Origin of the sequence: Flagellimonas spongiicola (assembly GCF_023502425.1) — a bacterium.
GTDB classification, from domain to species: Bacteria; Bacteroidota; Bacteroidia; order Flavobacteriales; family Flavobacteriaceae; genus Flagellimonas; species Flagellimonas spongiicola.
Genome location: NZ_JAMFMA010000002.1, coordinates 745,097 through 763,140 on the forward strand (window position 1 = coordinate 745,097; position 18,044 = coordinate 763,140).

The 18,044-nt window shown below is 38.9% G+C and carries 14 protein-coding genes; 8 read left to right on the forward strand and 6 right to left on the reverse strand.

Going from position 1 to position 18,044, the window contains the following annotated elements:
* The first annotated feature begins 43 nt into the window (after window positions 1-43).
* From M3P19_RS09555 to M3P19_RS09575, 5 genes are all read left to right on the forward strand, one after another.
* The gene (locus tag M3P19_RS09555; protein ID WP_249657441.1) at window positions 44-3,295 is read left to right on the forward strand and encodes a DUF4175 family protein; all 3,252 of its coding nucleotides are present in this window, start codon (window positions 44-46) and stop codon (window positions 3,293-3,295) included.
* Complete coding sequence (gene ybeY, locus M3P19_RS09560) at window positions 3,288-3,707, forward strand: rRNA maturation RNase YbeY (protein WP_249657442.1); 420 nt, start codon at window positions 3,288-3,290, stop codon at window positions 3,705-3,707. The genes M3P19_RS09555 and ybeY overlap by 8 nt, the downstream gene beginning before the upstream one ends.
* 2 nt (window positions 3,708-3,709) lie before the next feature.
* Window positions 3,710-5,578: a tRNA uridine-5-carboxymethylaminomethyl(34) synthesis enzyme MnmG gene (gene mnmG, locus M3P19_RS09565; protein ID WP_249657443.1), complete on the forward strand. Its 1,869-nt coding sequence runs from the start codon at window positions 3,710-3,712 to the stop codon at window positions 5,576-5,578.
* Between the two features lie 106 nt (window positions 5,579-5,684).
* Complete coding sequence (locus M3P19_RS09570; RefSeq protein WP_313791622.1) at window positions 5,685-6,518, forward strand: class I SAM-dependent methyltransferase; 834 nt, start codon at window positions 5,685-5,687, stop codon at window positions 6,516-6,518.
* Between the two features lie 236 nt (window positions 6,519-6,754).
* A complete protein-coding gene (locus tag M3P19_RS09575) occupies window positions 6,755-7,261 on the forward strand; it encodes an OmpH/Skp family outer membrane protein (protein WP_249657444.1) in 507 nt (168 codons plus the stop codon).
* Between the two features lie 50 nt (window positions 7,262-7,311).
* Here the strand turns inward: M3P19_RS09575 and M3P19_RS09580 are convergent, their stop codons facing one another.
* From M3P19_RS09580 to M3P19_RS09590, 3 genes are read right to left on the reverse strand one after another with little or no spacing between them, the layout of a single operon-like run.
* On the reverse strand, window positions 7,312-9,303 hold the full coding sequence (locus M3P19_RS09580; RefSeq protein ID WP_249657445.1) for an amidohydrolase family protein: 1,992 nt from the start codon (window positions 9,301-9,303) through the stop codon (window positions 7,312-7,314).
* Between the two features lie 20 nt (window positions 9,304-9,323).
* On the reverse strand, window positions 9,324-9,719 hold the full coding sequence (locus M3P19_RS09585; RefSeq protein ID WP_249657446.1) for a DoxX family protein: 396 nt from the start codon (window positions 9,717-9,719) through the stop codon (window positions 9,324-9,326).
* A gap of 10 nt (window positions 9,720-9,729) precedes the next feature.
* A complete protein-coding gene (locus M3P19_RS09590) occupies window positions 9,730-10,881 on the reverse strand; it encodes a DNA polymerase III subunit (protein WP_249657447.1) in 1,152 nt (383 codons plus the stop codon).
* 132 nt (window positions 10,882-11,013) lie between these two features.
* On the opposite strand from M3P19_RS09590, the gene M3P19_RS09595 reads away from it, so the two are divergent.
* The 3 genes from M3P19_RS09595 to M3P19_RS09605 all read left to right on the forward strand — a co-directional run bounded on the left by M3P19_RS09595 (window position 11,014) and on the right by M3P19_RS09605 (window position 14,948).
* Window positions 11,014-12,204, forward strand: a complete 1,191-nt coding sequence (locus tag M3P19_RS09595; RefSeq protein ID WP_249657448.1) for a phosphoglycerate kinase — start codon at window positions 11,014-11,016, stop codon at window positions 12,202-12,204.
* 119 nt (window positions 12,205-12,323) lie between these two features.
* Complete coding sequence (locus M3P19_RS09600; protein WP_249657449.1) at window positions 12,324-13,943, forward strand: lytic transglycosylase domain-containing protein; 1,620 nt, start codon at window positions 12,324-12,326, stop codon at window positions 13,941-13,943.
* A 12-nt stretch (window positions 13,944-13,955) separates the two neighbouring features.
* Window positions 13,956-14,948, forward strand: coding sequence for a DUF4837 family protein (locus M3P19_RS09605; protein ID WP_249657450.1), 993 nt, complete (start codon window positions 13,956-13,958; stop codon window positions 14,946-14,948).
* Between the two features lie 84 nt (window positions 14,949-15,032).
* On the opposite strand, the gene M3P19_RS09610 is transcribed toward M3P19_RS09605, so the two are convergent.
* From M3P19_RS09610 to tatA, 3 genes are all read right to left on the reverse strand, one after another.
* Window positions 15,033-15,203, reverse strand: coding sequence for a DUF6747 family protein (locus M3P19_RS09610; RefSeq protein ID WP_249657451.1), 171 nt, complete (start codon window positions 15,201-15,203; stop codon window positions 15,033-15,035).
* A gap of 260 nt (window positions 15,204-15,463) precedes the next feature.
* Entirely contained in the window at window positions 15,464-17,524 is a 2,061-nt protein-coding gene (locus tag M3P19_RS09615) for an OmpA family protein (RefSeq protein ID WP_249657452.1), read from the reverse strand.
* Between the two features lie 227 nt (window positions 17,525-17,751).
* Complete coding sequence (tatA, locus tag M3P19_RS09620) at window positions 17,752-17,946, reverse strand: twin-arginine translocase TatA/TatE family subunit (protein WP_283777929.1); 195 nt, start codon at window positions 17,944-17,946, stop codon at window positions 17,752-17,754.
* Between the last annotated feature and the right edge of the window lie 98 nt (window positions 17,947-18,044).

The following is an 18,044-nucleotide window of genomic DNA, read 5'->3' on the forward strand; positions in this document are numbered from 1 at the left end:
AGTAACTGTAGAATATTTTTTATGGCTTAATACTAAATTAAGAATGGCCCTTCTGTTCTTATTTGTGATCACCGAGTTATTCTTGTTGATTAAGTATGTCTTGATTCCGTTAGGGTATGTTTTAGGTTGGATCAAGGGAATTTCCAATAAGGAAGCCGCAAGATTGATTTCAAATTTCTTTCCAGAAGTTGGGGATAGGTTAGAAAATTTACTGGATTTAACCGGCAATGCAGATCAGACTGAATTATTGGCGGCGAGTATTGAACAGCGATCCAATACTTTAAAACCCATACCTTTTTACAAGGCAGTGCATTTTAAAGATGGATGGAAAACAACTAGGTTTTTGATTATACCATTGTTAATTCTAGGCATATATAGTCTTTATGGGAAATTGGATTCCTTGTTTGGTTCGCATTCAAGAGTGGTTAACTATGACGTCGCCTTTGAACAACCCGCACCATTTCAGTTTTTGCTTCTAAATGATAGTTTAACGGTATTAGAGGATAGAGTTTTGGATTTAAAGCTTGCCCTAAACGGCGAAAGTGTTCCTGAAAATGTTAATGTGATTTTAGATGGAAAGGAATTAGTAATGCAGCGTTCTGATGGTTTATTCGGGTTTGCGATGCAACCATCGACGGAGGGAAGTACATTTTACTTTGAAGCAAATGGTTGGAAATCTAGGGAGTATGACGCAAGAACTATACGCACACCAATCATAGAGAATTTCCGCTTGGAATTTAACTATCCTGACTATTTGGGTATTCTGGATGGGGAAGTGGTTGGAACGGGTAACGCAGTAGTACCTGAAGGCACCCGTGTTCATTGGAGAATTAGTGGGAAGAACGTTGAGAGAATAAAGATCAGTGCTTTTGATACTATAGTAGACTTCAAAGTAAAGGAGGGTTATTTTACACATAGTATTAAGGCTTTAAAGGATTTCAATTATCAAATAGCTTCTTCAAATGAAGAGCTTAAGGATTTTGAACGTTTATCATATAGTGTAGAGGTGATACCTGATGGGTTTCCAACAATAGATGTAAATATGGAGGTTGATTCTCTGGTGACCAATGAATTTTACTTTTCTGGTTTAGGAAATGATGATTATGGCTTGAGAGAGGTTGCAGTTGTATGTAATTTAGTTGGGAGTGAGGAAGATACCCAAAGAATTGTTCTTGATCAACCTAAGAAGAACTTTCATCAATTTTATTACACCTTTCCTTCAGGGTTAAATGTAACCGAGGGTGAAAAGTATGAGATTCACTTCGAGGTTATTGATAATGATGGTATAAGAGGAGGAAAGTTGTCTAAATCAAAAGTTTTTACTACTGTACTTTATGATGATAAAGAGTTGAAAGACAAAGAGATAGAGCAAAACGAAAGGTTAATTGATGAGTTAGACAAAGGTATAGAAAGATATACGAAGCAGAATGAAGAATTAGACAAGATTACAAAACAGGAAAGTCAGACGAAGAATACAAGTTTTGAGCAAAAGAATAAATTGAAAGAAGTTATACAGAATCAAAAAAAACAAGAAAAACTGTTTGAAAAGTTCAGCGAAAGCCTAAAGGAACGATTAAAGAATGGAGAGGATAGAGATAAATTTAATATAATGCTTCAAGAACGGCTGGAACGACAGGAGTTAACAGCAAGAAAAAATAGAGAGTTGCTTGATGAGTTGGATAAACTGGCAGATAAAATTGATAAGGAAGATTTAAAAGCCAAGCTGGAAGAACTTTCTAAAAAGCAGAGCTCAAATGAAAGGAGCTTAGAGCAGATACTGGAGCTTACCAAACGTTATTATGTTACGGAAAAAATGAAACAGATTGCGGGTGAACTAGAAGAGCTTAGTCAAAAACAAAGGAAGCTAGCAGAGAATGAATTGGATAAAAACAGTGATGGCAAAGCACAGAAGGAGCTAAATGAAGAGTTCTCAAAGTTATCCAAAACAATTGATGAGCTAAAAAGGGATAGTCAAGCTTTACAAAAACCTATGCAAATAGGTATAACCGAAAAAGAGCAGGAGGCTGTAAAGGAAGATCAAAAAGGCGCTTTGGAAGACATTAATCAATACAAGGACGCCGGCAACTCATCTTCGGAAGAAGATAAGGAAATGGAGAAAGGTGCCAGGAGAAAGCAGAAATCAGCAGCAGACAAAATGGAAAAGATGGGCGATAAGTTACAGCAAAATTCTTCTAGCGGAGGCGGTTCTTCCATAACTGAGGACGCAGAAATGCTTCGACAAATATTGGATAATTTGATTACTTTTTCTTTCAAGCAAGAGGCGTTGTTTGACCAGGTTCAGAATATAGATGCTGATGTTGGAATGGTGTCTACAAGGGTTAGGGATCAGAAAGAACTAAGAAGATTATTTGAGCATGTAGATGATAGTTTGTTTTCTTTATCATTGCGACGGGCGGAACTTTCAGAATTTGTCAATGAACAAATCACAGAGGTTTACTATAATATCGATAAATCGCTTGAAAGTATTGCCGAGAACCAGTTGTTTCAGGGTGCATCGTATCAACAATATGTTGTTAATTCAACAAATACACTAGCAGATTTTTTAGCGGATATTCTTGATAATATGCAACAAAATATGAAGCCAGGTCAAGGAGGTGGTCAAGGTCAGGATTTTCAGCTGCCAGACATTATTGAAGGGCAACAAAGCTTGCAGCAAAAAATGAATGGTTCTAACCAGGGCCAGCAAAAGGGTGATGGTAAGGAAGGAGAACAAGAGGGCAATGAAGGGGAAGGAGAGCAAGGTTCTGAGGGTAAAAGTCCTGGAAAGGGTGATCCAAACGGTGGTGGTGAACAAGAGCAAAACGGACCCAATGGCAATGATGGACAAGGAGGTAACAGCGGTGCACAAGGACAAGAAATGGGTCTAGAAGAGATTTATGAAATATATAAAGAGCAACAAAACCTTCGAAATCTTTTAGAGCAACAATTAGAGGATTTTATTCAGAAGTCGGATAGGGACTTGGCTAAAAAGCTAATTAGACAGATGGAAGATTTTGAAAACGATTTGTTGGAGAACGGGATTACACAAAGGACTCAAAGCAAGGTTAACAACATCCAACATGAGTTATTGAAACTAAAAAACGCAAGTCTTAAACAGGGTAAAAAAGAGGAACGTGAAAGTAACACGAATTCAAGTAATTTCACTAATCCTATAACTACACGACCTAGTCTGTTTGATAGGGAAGGACGGGAGGTTGAGATATTAAATAGACAAGTACTACCTTTGCGCAAAAATTATTTGGACAAGGTAAAGGACTATTTCAATAATGATTGAATTTAACTTCAAAACGGAGTTTCAATTAAACAATATTTCCAAGTTAAAAGATTGGTTAAGTAGGGTTATCAGTTCAGAAAAATATGAACAGGGGGACATTGATTTTATTTTCTGCTCAGATGAAGAGTTGCTAAAAATAAATCAAGAGTATTTAAACCACGACACCTATACCGACATTATCACATTTGACTATACTTCTAACAAGGTGATTTCTGGAGATGTTTTTATTTCTATAGACCGAGTAAGGGAAAACTCCAATACGTTTAAAACTGGATTTCTAAACGAGTTATTACGGGTCATGTCCCACGGAGTGTTGCACTTGATGGGTTATAAGGATAAGGATGAAGATGACGTTAAAGTAATGAGAGCTAAAGAAGAAGAAAAGATCAAAATGTTCCACGTGGAACCATAGGTATGTTTGAGAAGGAATATGATGTTATAGTAGTTGGTGGAGGACATGCTGGAGCTGAGGCAACGGCTGCTGCAGCCAATATGGGTTCTAAAACTTTGTTGGTGACTATGAATCTTCAAACAATAGGACAAATGTCTTGTAATCCTGCTATGGGAGGTATTGCAAAGGGTCAGATTGTACGGGAGATAGATGCATTGGGCGGATATAGCGGTATAGTAACTGATAAGTCTGCCATTCAATTTAAAATGCTGAATAAATCAAAGGGTCCAGCAATGTGGAGCCCTAGAGCCCAGAATGACCGAATGCGTTTTGCTGAAGAGTGGAGGATGGCCTTGGAGAACACGCCTAATGCTGATTTTTATCAAGAAATGGTTTCAGGTCTTTTGGTAGAGAACAACAAGGTTGTTGGTGTACGAACATCGCTGGGAATAGATATACGCTCTAAAGCCGTTGTGCTTACAAATGGAACTTTTCTAAATGGCTTAATACATATTGGCGAAAAGCAATTTGGTGGAGGTAGAGCAGGGGAAAAAGCGGCTACCGGGATAACAGAGCAATTGGTGGATATTGGTTTTGATAGTGGCCGTATGAAAACAGGAACGCCACCTAGAGTAGATGGTAGATCTCTTGATTATTCTAAAATGATTATTCAACCGGGTGATGCAGTTCCAGAAAAGTTTTCATATTTGGACACGCCAAAATTAACGGAGCAGCGGGATTGTCATATGACGCACACAAGTGCTTTGGTCCATGATTTACTTCGTGAAGGATTTGATCGTTCTCCAATGTTTAATGGAAGAATTAAAAGTATTGGGCCAAGATATTGCCCTTCCATTGAGGATAAAATAAACCGATTTGCGGATAAGGATTCTCACCAAATATTTGTAGAGCCGGAAGGGTGGAATACGGTAGAGGTATATGTTAATGGCTTTTCAACATCCCTGCCCGAAGACATACAATACAATGCCCTAAAATCGGTAAAAGGATTTGAATATGTCAAATTCTTCCGACCAGGCTATGCGATTGAATATGATTATTTCCCTCCTACACAATTAAAACATACGCTGGAAACAAAGCTTGTTGACAATTTATATTTTGCCGGACAGATTAATGGAACAACAGGCTATGAAGAAGCAGCTTCACAAGGTTTGATGGCGGGAATTAATGCACATTTAAAGATTAGCGATAAAGAGCCTTTTATATTAAATAGAGACGAAGCTTATATAGGAGTCTTAATTGACGATCTAATTACCAAGGGGACGGAGGAACCATATCGTATGTTTACTTCCAGAGCGGAATACCGCACATTACTCAGACAGGATAATGCGGATCTTCGATTAACACCTAGAAGTTATGAAATAGGATTGGCAAAACCGGAAAGGCTTCAGGTTATGGAAGAGAAAGAAGCCAAGTCCAATGCTTTTATTGAATTTTTCAGAAAGACCAGTTTTGTACCTGATGAAATAAATCCAATTTTAGAGTCAGTCAATTCGGCTACGGTCAAACAAGGAGATAAACTGTTTAAGGTTTTTTCAAGACCCAAGATGACTATGGATCATATGCTTCAATTGGATTCTGTTTCTAATTTTGTTTCTGAAAACAATTTGGATTCGGAAATATTAGAACAAGCAGAAATTCAGGTTAAGTATTCCGGGTATATAGCTAAGGAGAAATTAAACGCAGATAAACTACAAAGACTAGAGAATATTAAAATCCCTGAAAATTTTGATTATTCTAAACTAAAATCTCTTTCTTATGAGGCAAGAGAGAAGCTTGAAGAGATAAAACCCGTAACTATTTCACAAGCTTCTAGGATTAGCGGTGTATCTCCTTCAGATATTAGTGTTCTTTTAGTTTTTCTTGGAAGATAGATTAGAATGTTCCACGTGGAACAAAATATACCATTTGATTTTTTAGAGGTTAATGTGTCGGTTAAAGTTTATCGGAATATATTCGCCAATCAATCAACATGATTAAATGATGGAGCTTAAGGTTAGCACAAAGGACTACTCCGTAACTAAGGAGGACTTTGATTTGTATTACGATACGGATCGAGAGATGTTGATTACAAAGCCTCAGCCAGAAAACCTTGCTCGTTACTATCAAAGTGATAAATATATTTCCCATACAGATTCCCGGGCGACATTAATAGACCGTCTTTATCAATTTGTGAAAAGAAGAAATCTAAAAAACAAAATTCAAAGCATTGATAAACAAGGTGTTAAGGATAAATCATTGCTCGATTTTGGCGCGGGAACAGGCGATTTTCTAAAGGCCGCAGAAGCACGCGACTATAAAGTTTTAGGTATTGAACCCAACGCAGCTGCAAGACAAAAAGCTGAAAATAAAGGAGTTACCCTTGTTTCGAACTTAGAAGAACTTAAAGAAAAAGGTTTTGGCGTAATCACACTTTGGCATGTGCTTGAACATTTGCCAAATTTGGATGAACAGATAAGCGGGATCAAACAGGTACTGGACAAGGATGGTCTTTTGGTGGTTGCCGTTCCTAATCATCGCTCTTATGATGCAGCCTATTATAAAGAATTTTGGGCGGCTTATGATGTGCCTAGACATTTGTGGCACTTTTCCAGGACTTCCATTGAAAAGATATTTGCCAAGCATCAAATGAAGGTGGTAGGTACAAAGCCAATGCGTTATGACGCGTTTTATGTTTCGTTGCTTTCTGAAAAGTATAAAGGTAATCACCTTTATTTTTTCAATGCGTTTTGGATTGGAATGTGGTCTAACATTAAAGCAATCTTCACGAAAGAACATTCTTCTATCATTTACTATCTAAAAAACACCAATTAGGCCGTTAAACACCATTTAAGCGCATTAATCTTCGCCCCGCTTAATATATATGTCCATTTGGAATAGAGCCTTGTGACGAGCTCTAATAGTGGTTAGTTTTATAATCAAAATCAATTGCCATAATAATTTTACATAAGAAGACCTTATAGTTAGGGTAAATTGGTTTTCTCTTGACAATAGTTTTACTGTGGCATTTGAAAAGCTTTTTTATTTTTGCGCATCCTTAAAAGAGAAAGATGAAAAAATTAATGCTTTTTGCTTTGGTCTTAGTTGCTTCGGCCTGCCAGCAAAATAAAATCGGGTACGTAGATTATGTAAAGCTATTGGATGACTATCAGGAGAAGATAGACATAGAAGCAAGATACAAGACAAAGGTTGACGCCTTGAACAAAAAAAGGGATAGTATTTCCCAAGCTTTTCAATTGGAGTTGCAAGCATTTCAGACAAAATCACAGAAGATGTCCCAAAAAAGCGCACAGGAAGAATATGCATTGATTCAACAACGTGGGCAATTTATGGGGCAGCAATTGCAACAGGAAGAACAAAAGTTGCAAGCCGATAGCCAAGTAGATATGGATTCATTGGTAAGTAAGGTAGGCAGCGAAGTTGAAGCCTATGGAAAAGCCAATGGATTTACCTACATCCTAACCGGTGGTAAAGGCGGAGCTGTTTTATATGGAGATGATCCACAAAACGTAACAAGCGCTATTGTGAAAATCCTAAATGATAAGTATAGTAACTAGGATAACCCACTAAATTATTGAAATGGTCCATTCACGCGAATGGACCATTTTTATTCATAATGTCCAATACCCAAAGCAGCATACAAATTTTTTGGATGGTAAATTCTTCCATCTTTAATGGTAAGAGCAACCTTTCTGATTGTACTTATGTCCTCTAATGGATCGCCATCCACAAGAATCATATCAGCCAATTTCCCCTTTTCGATACTTCCTAATTGATGGTCCATCTTGGTAACTTGGGCGGAAGTAATCGTAGCTAATTGGAGCACTTCATTAGCTGGAATTCCAGCTCTAACATAGTTTTCTAACTCTTTATGAAGCGCGAATCCTGGAAGGGCATCAGTGCCAGGCAATATTGTAACACCTTGATTATGAAGCTCTTGAATAATTTCTAGCAACTTCTCGAACGAATCTTTATACTGTTGTTCCTTATCGGAAGGAATAGGTAGGCCTACCGAGTAAAACCCTCGTTGAACCTGAATTGGCAAACGATCTAATATGGCCGCAAACTGAGGGTCTGGCTCTCCGGGTTTACTGGTAAACATGCCTTCAAAGATTGAGACCGTTGGGTCCAGTTCTATATCCTTGTCCTTTAATAGTGCAACAAATTCTTGAAAAGTTTCACTCTTGATGTCCAACGCGTGGGTGTGTTCTGCCACTGCAGAAAAACGCAAAGGGGTGCGGGTGTCAATGGTGTCTGAAAGAAAATTGAGAGCGACCATATTAACGTGTTGGATTTCATCAAATCCATCTTTGATAGCTTGCTCTGCCAACATATGAGCTGGAATATGTCCACTGACTTTCATGCCTAGATCATGTGTTTTTTTTGCCAATGGTTTTACCCAAGACGGGTCAATGGAACTATATAATTTGATTTGTTGATATCCATGGTCCTTGTAGTTTTGGATAGCTTCTTCACCTTCTGCAACATTGGAAATTGTCAAACCCGGACCAGCAAAAGGACCCTTTTGATCAATAAACCCTGATAATGTGACTACCCGTGGTCCAACATTGCTGTTTTCATCAAATTGCTTTTTCATTTCCAGAAGCTCCATTGAATTCGCCATGTCTCTGACGGATGTAACACCGGCTGCCAAATGAAGAATACCGTCCTCTTTCTGTACATGACAATGGTTGTCAAATAGACCAGGCAGCAAGGTTTTGCCAGAACCATCAATAATTTGGGCGTTCTCATCAATATTAGTTGTTGTTGAAACAACGGATTCAATTTGGTTACCATTAATGGTTACGGTTTGATGAGGCACAAGAATGCCCTTGTTGGAATCAAATAAACTTACATTGTTTATGATAAGTTTACCCGCAGGCTCCTCGGTTAATTCAGTTGCCAACGAGGCAAAGAAAGCATCTTCCTTTTTGTCTTGGTATTCCAATAAATCAGGTAACAGCGATACATTTTCCTCTTGGATTATACTTACCCATGAAGAAACTGTAGCGAATATCCGGTCATTAGAATCTATCCATTGATAGAAGGGAGTGAATCCAAAACCAGTGATTTCAACAAGGCGTAACGGTATCGAATCCACTGTGATTTCCTCAATACTCGAAATACGGGCGGAGCCGCTAGGAAGTAAGGTGATGCTTTGGTGTTCCGAGGCTAACATTCGCCGAATCAGTAATTCATTATCGCCTAAAGTGCCGTTGATGCTTGAATAAAATGGAGAACCATCTGTTGTTTTTTCTCCAGCTTCCGAATTGTTATTCCATTTTGCCAAACCATTGGAAAAACTAAAAGTTTCAGAAACAGAATCTTTTAAGTAGTTGACGCCAGAGATTTCAATTGTCGATAGGTTTCCATTGACATCTAATTGTATTTTTTCCTTAAGCTCTGGTCCTCTTCCGCGATCATTGAACTCAAACTCATAAATATAGTTCCCCTCTTCATCCATAGCACTGGAATGTGTGCCCGCCAAGTTGTCGCGCATAAAGACTTGATAATCCCTGGATTCGTAGTTCGTATTGTTATTGGTGTTTGTGCAGGACACAAAAAAAACAAAAACAAGCAATGCTAAAACGGTTCTCATGATTCTATTGGATTGATTCATTAATTAAGCAGATAAAGTAAAAAAGTAGTCATGATCAGGTGGATTACAATGGTTTTTGCGCCCTCGTAATCTTTGGCAATTCGTTGACCGGTAAGCAACAACAATAGTGTCAATCCAGCAGTAGACGCCCCACAGAAAGCATAGGTGCTTTCGCCCAAATAAAGCAACTCAAAACAACCAATTGTGCATAGTGCACCAGTTAATACTTCAGCAAAAAGGACCACACCCAATAATAAGGGAACCATACCTTTAAAAGGAGTTTTGGCAAAATGCCCTCTTAACCAAGAGAGATTTCCTTTCCAATCCAAAATTTTGTCAAATCCGCTTTGTAAGAAAATAATAGCGAGGCTTGCGAGCAATAAAATCTGTGCCGCATTTGAAGTAAAGTGTTCCATAATATTGGTTTTAGGCCGCTTTGGTGTGCAGTAAGCGGGTCAGTTTAATTGATAAGTCTGTAAAGATGATTTTAGAATTGCCATTTCGTTCCACGTGGTAGATGGCCTGTTCCAACTCCTCTACAATAGGTAAGATATTATTTTCGTGCACAAATGGCGCAAACTTTTTAAGATCAAAACCTTCCAGATGGATTTTCATGAACACCAATTCATCAGCATTGTAATTCAGCAATAAAGCCTGACGCATTGTTGCCAAACAATAATTTAAAAACTGCTTTTGAACTTCTCGGCCTGTTTTTGCCACTTGGTCGCTCCACATGATCAGCTCTTGTATAGCGGCCTTGTTTCCTTTTGCTTTAAAAGCACTTCTCACCCATTGTACAAACCAGCGCTCAAATACAAGATCTTCAGAATCTTTGTTCAGTAGATCTAACGCCTTGTTGAAATTGCCGTTTGCTTCTTGTGCAATGGAATTGGCCTCAGTTTCTGTAGCGCCCTTGTTGAGCAAAGCGTTTACAATGGTATCCTCGGCTAGAGGAGGTAAGTGAAGGATTTGGCACCTTGATCTTATCGTATTGATGATTTGTTCTTCATCTTCCGCCATAAGAATCAAAACAGTTTTTTCCGGAGGTTCTTCAATAAGTTTGAGCAACTTGTTGGCTGCTGAAATGTTCATCTTTTCTGCCATCCAAATCAGTAGTACTTTGTAACCTCCCTCATATGATTTCAGCGACAGCTTTTTTACCACATCCTGAGCTTCATCAACGCCAATTTGACCTTGTTTTTTTTCTATACCAATATGTCGATACCAATCAAATAGGTTTCCATAAGGTTGTTCTTGAACAAATTGTCGCCAATCCTCCAAATAGTGGTCACTCACTGCATGCGATTTAACCTTATCAGAATTGGAAACTGGAAATGCAAAATGAAGGTCCGAATGTGTCAAGGAATTGCATTTAGCATTGCAGGCTAAATTGTCACTTTCATTATCATCACCTGAATTACCGCAAAGCAAATATTGCGCATATGCAATGGCCATGGGTAAAGTGCCACAACCTTCAGGGCCCACAAAAAGTTGAGCGTGAGCCACACGCCCAGAATGGGCAGTGGCCATCAAGTGTTTCTTAATATGCTCTAAGCCTAAAACATCTTTGAACAGCATAAGTCAAAGATACATTTTTTAGGTTCTTGGCATTTTACGTCCTTTTTTGTTGGAAGTTTAAAAATATGACCAATGCCATCCTTTAAGAAGCATGGAAATTTTTACTTTTGACCAGCGTTTAAACCAAATGAAATGAAGACCATAGACAATTATAATTTCGAAAACAAAAAAGCCTTGATCCGTGTTGATTTCAATGTGCCATTGAACAGTGAATTTCAGGTTACGGATACCAGCCGTATTGAAGCAGCAAAACCTTCTATTCTTAAAGTACTGGAAGATGGTGGTGCTGCAGTTTTGATGAGTCATTTGGGAAGACCAAAAGGTCAAGTCAATCCAGATATGTCACTAGCACATATTGTTGATAAGGTCTCTGAAATTATTGGTGTTCAAGTAAAATTTGTGAATGATTGTGTTGGGGATAGCGTTAACGCTGCAATTGCAGAATTGCAGGATGGCGAAGTATTGCTTTTGGAGAACCTTCGTTTTTACGATGAAGAAACAAAAGGGGATGCTGGGTTTGCTGAGCAGCTCGCAAAAAATGGCGATATCTACGTCAATGACGCTTTTGGAACAGCACATAGAGCACACGCATCTACAACCATAGTTGCTAATTATTTTCCGGAAAACAAGTGCTTTGGCTACCTATTGGCCAAAGAAATACAATCCATTGAGATGGTCATGCAAACAGGGGAGAAACCGGTAACAGCGATTCTTGGTGGGGCAAAAGTATCCTCAAAAATCACCATTATTGAGAACATCTTGGACAAGGTGGACAACTTGATAATTGGAGGTGGGATGACCTATACTTTTGTTAAGGCACAAGGGGGCAGCGTAGGTGACTCTATTTGCGAGGACGATAAAATGGAATTGGCGTTGGACATTATGAAACAAGCACAGGAAAAAGGAGTAGCCATTCATTTGCCTGTTGATGTATTGGCTGCAGATGCTTTTGACAATGGAGCCAACACTCAATTTTTAGATGTCAACAAAATACCCGATGGTTGGCAGGGCTTGGATGCCGGGCCACAAACCTTGGAAAATTTTAAACAGGTTATTCTCGACTCAAAAACAATTTTATGGAATGGTCCTGTTGGTGTATTTGAAATGGAAAACTTTGCCAAAGGGACTATAGCCGTGGGTAAGGCCATTGATGAAGCCACTAAAAATGGAGCATTTTCATTAGTAGGTGGAGGCGATTCCGTGGCTGCAGTCAAACAGTTTGGATTCCAAGATAAAGTAAGTTATGTGTCTACCGGAGGAGGTGCAATGTTGGAAAGTCTTGAGGGTCGAACACTTCCTGGAATAGCTGCAATATTGGGATAACACCCACGTTATGAATTAATAGGAGAAATCCTAAACTTGTTAGGTTTTGCGCGGAAAACTTTAATTTTTCCAAAAAAAGCCCCATTTTCGTTTGCCCCAAAAATCAAACCCAATCCAGCATGAACCAAATTATTCGAAAGGCTGTACTGGCAGCACTACTTTTCTCAGCTCCTGTAGTTAAGGCTCAGGAGGCAATTCCTGAGGGCGAAAATCAGACGAAGACTACCACAGTATCCAACACAAATCAAACTGCAGAACCGGCAAACTTGGATTTGAAGGTCGACCAAGAAACCTTGGACGGATTTAAAGTCATTGACACAAATGGGCAAAAGACATTTGCCCTACAGGACCAAGAAACCGCACGAAAATATGATAGTTTGTGGTTGCGTGAATTGTATCAGAGCGCGCAATTGTTCAGTGAATTGGAGCTGGAAATCATCAATCAGAATGATGAGGTTGTAGAAATGGTGGATTTGCCAACAGACACGCTAAAAGCAAGATTGGCATTAATGAATGAAAAGACGCCATTCAATATTTCCTACAACCCCTCATTGGAATCCGTGATTAAATCCTTTTTGGTCCGTAAAAGAGATTTAATGCAGCGTATGATCACGGCAAGTCAATTTTACTTTCCATTGTTTGAGCAGGAACTGGACAACAACGATATTCCTTTGGAAATCAAATACTTGGCCATCATTGAATCCGCATTGAACCCTAAAGCTCGCTCCAGGGTAGGCGCAAAGGGTCTTTGGCAGTTTATGTATAGCACAGGTAAAATGTATGGTCTTGATGTTAGTAGCTATGTTGATGAACGCCACGATCCAATTCTGGCTACGAAAGCTGCAAGTAAGTATCTTGCTAAACTTTACGACATATTTGACGATTGGGACTTAGCATTAGCTGCATATAACTCTGGTCCAGGGAACGTAAACAAGGCCATTCGTCGTTCAGGAGGATATACCAATTATTGGAACATACGAAGAAATCTTCCACGTGAAACAGCAGGATATCTCCCTGCGTTTTTGGCCACCATGTACATATTTGAGTATGCAGAGGAACATGGTTTGACCTATAAAAAAGCCGAAAGACCTTATTTTGAAACAGACACGGTTCACGTAAAACAATTGATCACTTTTGATCAAATCTCCAAATTGGTGGACATAAGTACGGAAGAACTTGAAATGTTGAATCCTTCCTACAAATTGAACATCATACCTAAAGTAAAGGACAAGAATTATGCGTTGCGTTTACCTGTAACCAAAATCGGGAAGTTCGTTAGCAATGAGGAGGCAATTTATGCCTATGTCAAAAAGGAAATGGATTCTTTGGAAAAACCATTGCCAAAATTTATGGAAACCCAGAACCAGATTAGGTATCGTGTGCGTAGCGGTGATTACTTAGGTAAAATTGCAGAGCGCTATGGTGTAGGGGTGAGTCAAATTAAAAGGTGGAATGGGTTGCGAAGCAACAATTTACGTATTGGCCAACGGTTAACCATCTATCCAAGAAAACCTTATATACCGAAGCAAACCGCTGCCAAATCTAAAGGGTCCAGCAATTCGTCTTCAGGAGTGGCTGGCGCAAACAAAGTCCATACGGTTCAAGAAGGGGATTCATTATGGACAATTTCAAGAAAGTATCCAGGAGTTTCCATAGAAAATTTGCGAGAATGGAACGGTCTTCGCGGGAACAATCTTAAACCCGGCACAAAACTGAAATTGTGCGATTGTTCTTCGTAAATTTAACTCGATATGAAAAAATTTGGAACACTATTATTTACCATGGGACTCATGGTGATAATGTCATGCAAGGATTCTGGACCTAAAGAACGCTTTTTACCGCCATCCACAGGTGGAATCAATTCATTGATGGTCGTGATGGACACGGAGTTATGGAAAGGTGGGGTTGGAGATAAAATACGAGAGCATTTTGCCGCTCCAATTTTAGGACTACCAAGGGCCGAACCCAAGTTTACGATTACTCAAATACCGCCTCAAGTATTCAAAGGGGCCACTGCATATTCTAGATCAGTACTATTTGTAGAACAGGATTCTGTATCCAGCGCCCACATTAAAAGTGATGTTTATGCAAAGCCACAAAGAGTGGCTGTGGTCACGGGAGAAACCTATAACGATATGGCGAACAATTTGGATTCCATCGCGGGTATGGCCATTGCGGCATTCAGAAAAGTGGAAATCGCAGAAGCACAAAGAAGGTTTAAACGGTCATTAAGCAAGGAAACGGTTTTTGAAGATGAATTTGGCATCAGCCTAAAGGTTCCTTCGCTATATACTGTAGGAAAACATGAGGATAATTTTGTTTGGATGGACATACAGATACCAAAAGGTACAATGAACATATTGGCCTATGAAATGCCTTGGGATACGTTTTCTGTTGACACCACCTTTGTTCAGGATATTGTAAAAATGAGGGACTCCATTGGTAAAAAGTATATACCAGGGCCAAATGATGGAACCTATATGATTACGGAGAAGGCATTTTCACCCTACGTATTTCCTGCACAGTTAGGCGGAAAAAAGGCTGCTGAAGCAAGGGGAACTTGGGAAATTGAAGGATACCCCATGGCGGGTCCTTTTGTTACTTATATCATCAATGACAAGGAGAACAATAGAAAAATGGTACTAGAAGGATTCACATTCGCACCAAATGAGGAAAAACGCGACTATATGTTTGAACTTGAAGCTATTCTAAAGACTGTAGAGATCAAGGCTAAAACAGAATAATAGTTAGAGAAGCTAAACAGAAAAGCCCAGTCTGCACCAGAGCATGCTGGGCTTTTTTGTTCTCTAAATGCTTAAAAGTAGTTTTTAATCAAAAGCAAATCCGGTTGCAATTCTATATACAAAAGCGTAAAGCACGATAAAGAACATCACAAAACAAAACCAGGAAAAGGCTTTAAAATATTTTTCCAATAGAATATGACCCAAGTTTCTGAATCCATCCATGTAAATTTCTTTAATAAGTACTAGTTTTTTCATAAGTAAAGTTTTAAGATTTAAAGACAAAGCAAAGATTGGACGGTTGTGATCTTATCCGAAAACAATGGGATAAACGGCATCAAAAATTTGTTAAATGCACTTAAAGAGCCGTACTTTCCTATGAAGGCCTAGCTTTCATCGATAAAATACACGGGGGTTTATTTTCCTTTATCGATAGACGGTATCGGTGAAATGCACATTTTATGGTGAAACAAAAAAAAGCCCCTATAAAGGGGCTCTCTTATTTGTTGATTATGTAGTTACATTTTAACTATAATGAACTCTGAACGGCGGTTTTCGCGGTGTTTGGCTTTGCTACAGCGTGTATTGTCGGAACAATTGTTGAGCGGTTGTTCCTCACCGTAACCTATAGCGCTTTGTATTCTTCCGGGGTCTATTCCATGTGCTATGATATAATCCCTTGTAGATTTGGCGCGCTTATCCGACAAGTACTTATTATAAGCTTTAGATCCAATGGCATCGGTGTGCGATTCAATTTTGATCACCATTTCTGGATATTCCGTCATGACGGCTACTAGTTTGTCCAGTTCTTGAGCAGCTTGTGGTTTAATATTGAATCTATCAAAATCAAAATAGATGGTTTCCACTTCTAATTTTAAGACTCCTTTATCTTCTGCAATGATTTCTTTCAATTGTTTAATAGGAAGTAATACGGAAACATCTTCATTTTCTTTGGTGTTGATAGCTGCCGAACTATCAAAATATCCCTTTTTCACAGTTTTAAGTACATATTTTGACACAGGAGCCAAGTTTTTAAAGATAAAACTACCATCAGGCTCAGTATTGATTTGGCCAATTTGAATGGCGTCTTTATCAAACAGCAATACTTCTGCATCTGGAATAGGCTCACCCGATACCTCATCCAAGACATTGCCCGAAATGGCATTTAGATTTAGTATACTCTTAAAGGAATAGATATCATCGTCACCTTTTCCGCCTTTTCTATTGGAGGCAAAGTAGCCTTTCTCTTCACCTTCATCAATAATATAGGAGAAATCATCCCTATTACTATTAATGGGCTCTCCCATATTGATTCCGACACTGAATACGCCATCTGCATGATCGGACTTATAAATATCCAAACCACCTAGCCCCATAGTCCTATCTGAAGAAAAGTATAAAGCATTTTTAGTGATGTACGGGAACATTTCCTTTTTACTGGTGTTTACAGTCCTACCTAGGTTTTTAGGTTCAGAGAATGTCCCTCGGTCTAAAATGTCCACCACATAAACATCAGTACCTCCAAACCCTCCTGGGCGATCGGAAACAAAATAAAGCTTTTTGCCGTCTGGGCTCACGGAAGGATGTCCTGTGGAATAATCTTCACTATTAAAGGGTAGTTCAACAGCTTTGGTCCATTCGCCATCCACCAATCTTGATTGGTATATTTTTAAATGATTTACTCCGTTTTTACCTCTTTTTAGCTTTTTACCATAATTGTTTCTGGTAAAATAGATGGTTTTTTGATCTGGAGAAAAGGAAACCGAAGCTTCGTGATACTTGGTGTTAATTTTGCTGGAGAACTTTTTAACCTTTGATAAATCAGCGTTTTCCTCGTCCGCTTTTGCTACATACAAGTCCAAAAATGGTTGATTGTTCCACCGATATCTTCTTGTAGTAAGGAAGGAAGAGTCCAAAGAAGAAGCGAATACCACATCTGAATCTTTGTGGAACATCGGGGAAAACTCGGAGTATTTGGTATTAATGGCCAAATTCTTCACTTCTACCAGGCGTGCTTTGCTCCAAGTTGTAGTTGTGCCGCCCAACTCGTTCAACGGCTCGTTTCTTTTTTGCCTGAACAGTTTGGTTAACTTTGCTGCCCTTCTGTATCTGCCAGTACCTTTTAAGGCATGTGCATATTTAAAGAATTTCTCTTCGGTAATTTTCTCCTTGTAAGTCTCATAAAGTTCATGATACCACTTATAGGCCTTTTCCATGTTGCCCGAATAGTAGTGGGAATCACCGGCTTTGGATAATAAGTCGAAGGTATGCTCAGCTTCACTTTTCTCAAGGACTATGTCGTAAACCCTTGCCGCCTCTGCATACCACATCTTTTCAAAGTATTCATCGGCTTGTTTTATGAGTTTTTCTGTAATGCCCTTTTTTCTAACAAATCGGGTCAAGGCTTTATTACTAAGGCCTTCAAGTTGTTTTAAGAGTGCAGTTTGGACGGAATAGGAACTGCGTGTTTCTTCAACTTCGCGATATAACTCACCATCCTCAAACTGAGAAAAGGTCACAGTTTGGGCATGAAGCCCAATGGACAGCAGCGCTATTGAATAAATAATCAGTTTCTTCATATTCCCTCCTTCTGAAAAAATCATCAGGCTTCGCACTCCTAAGGCGGCTTGAGCCAATACGGAGTATATCAAACGCTAAAATAAATTATGGCGCTAGCGTGAATAATTTTTTGTTGTGAATGGGGGGAATTATGGCATGAATGCGGCAAATATGTTGTTTTTCATCGACAAAACCCCATGAATACAGGGGTTTTGAACGTAAGAATTATCTGCCTTATAGAATGGAATTAAGCGTCAGTTTCTTTTCCGCTTTCCAATTTTTCATCTTCTTTGGATGCATCTTTGAACTCCTTGATTCCGCTTCCAAGTCCTCGCATTAATTCTGGAATCTTTTTACCTCCAAAGAGCAAAAGAACCACAAGAACAATCAGTACAATTTGCCAAGGGCCGAGCATACCAAGAAAAATAGTTTGAGCAATCATAATAGCAATGCCTTTAAATGAATCGTAAAATTACTAAAAAGAACCTTAAGGCCCTGTCACATTAACGAAAATTAGCTATTCGGCATTGTAATAGCGTC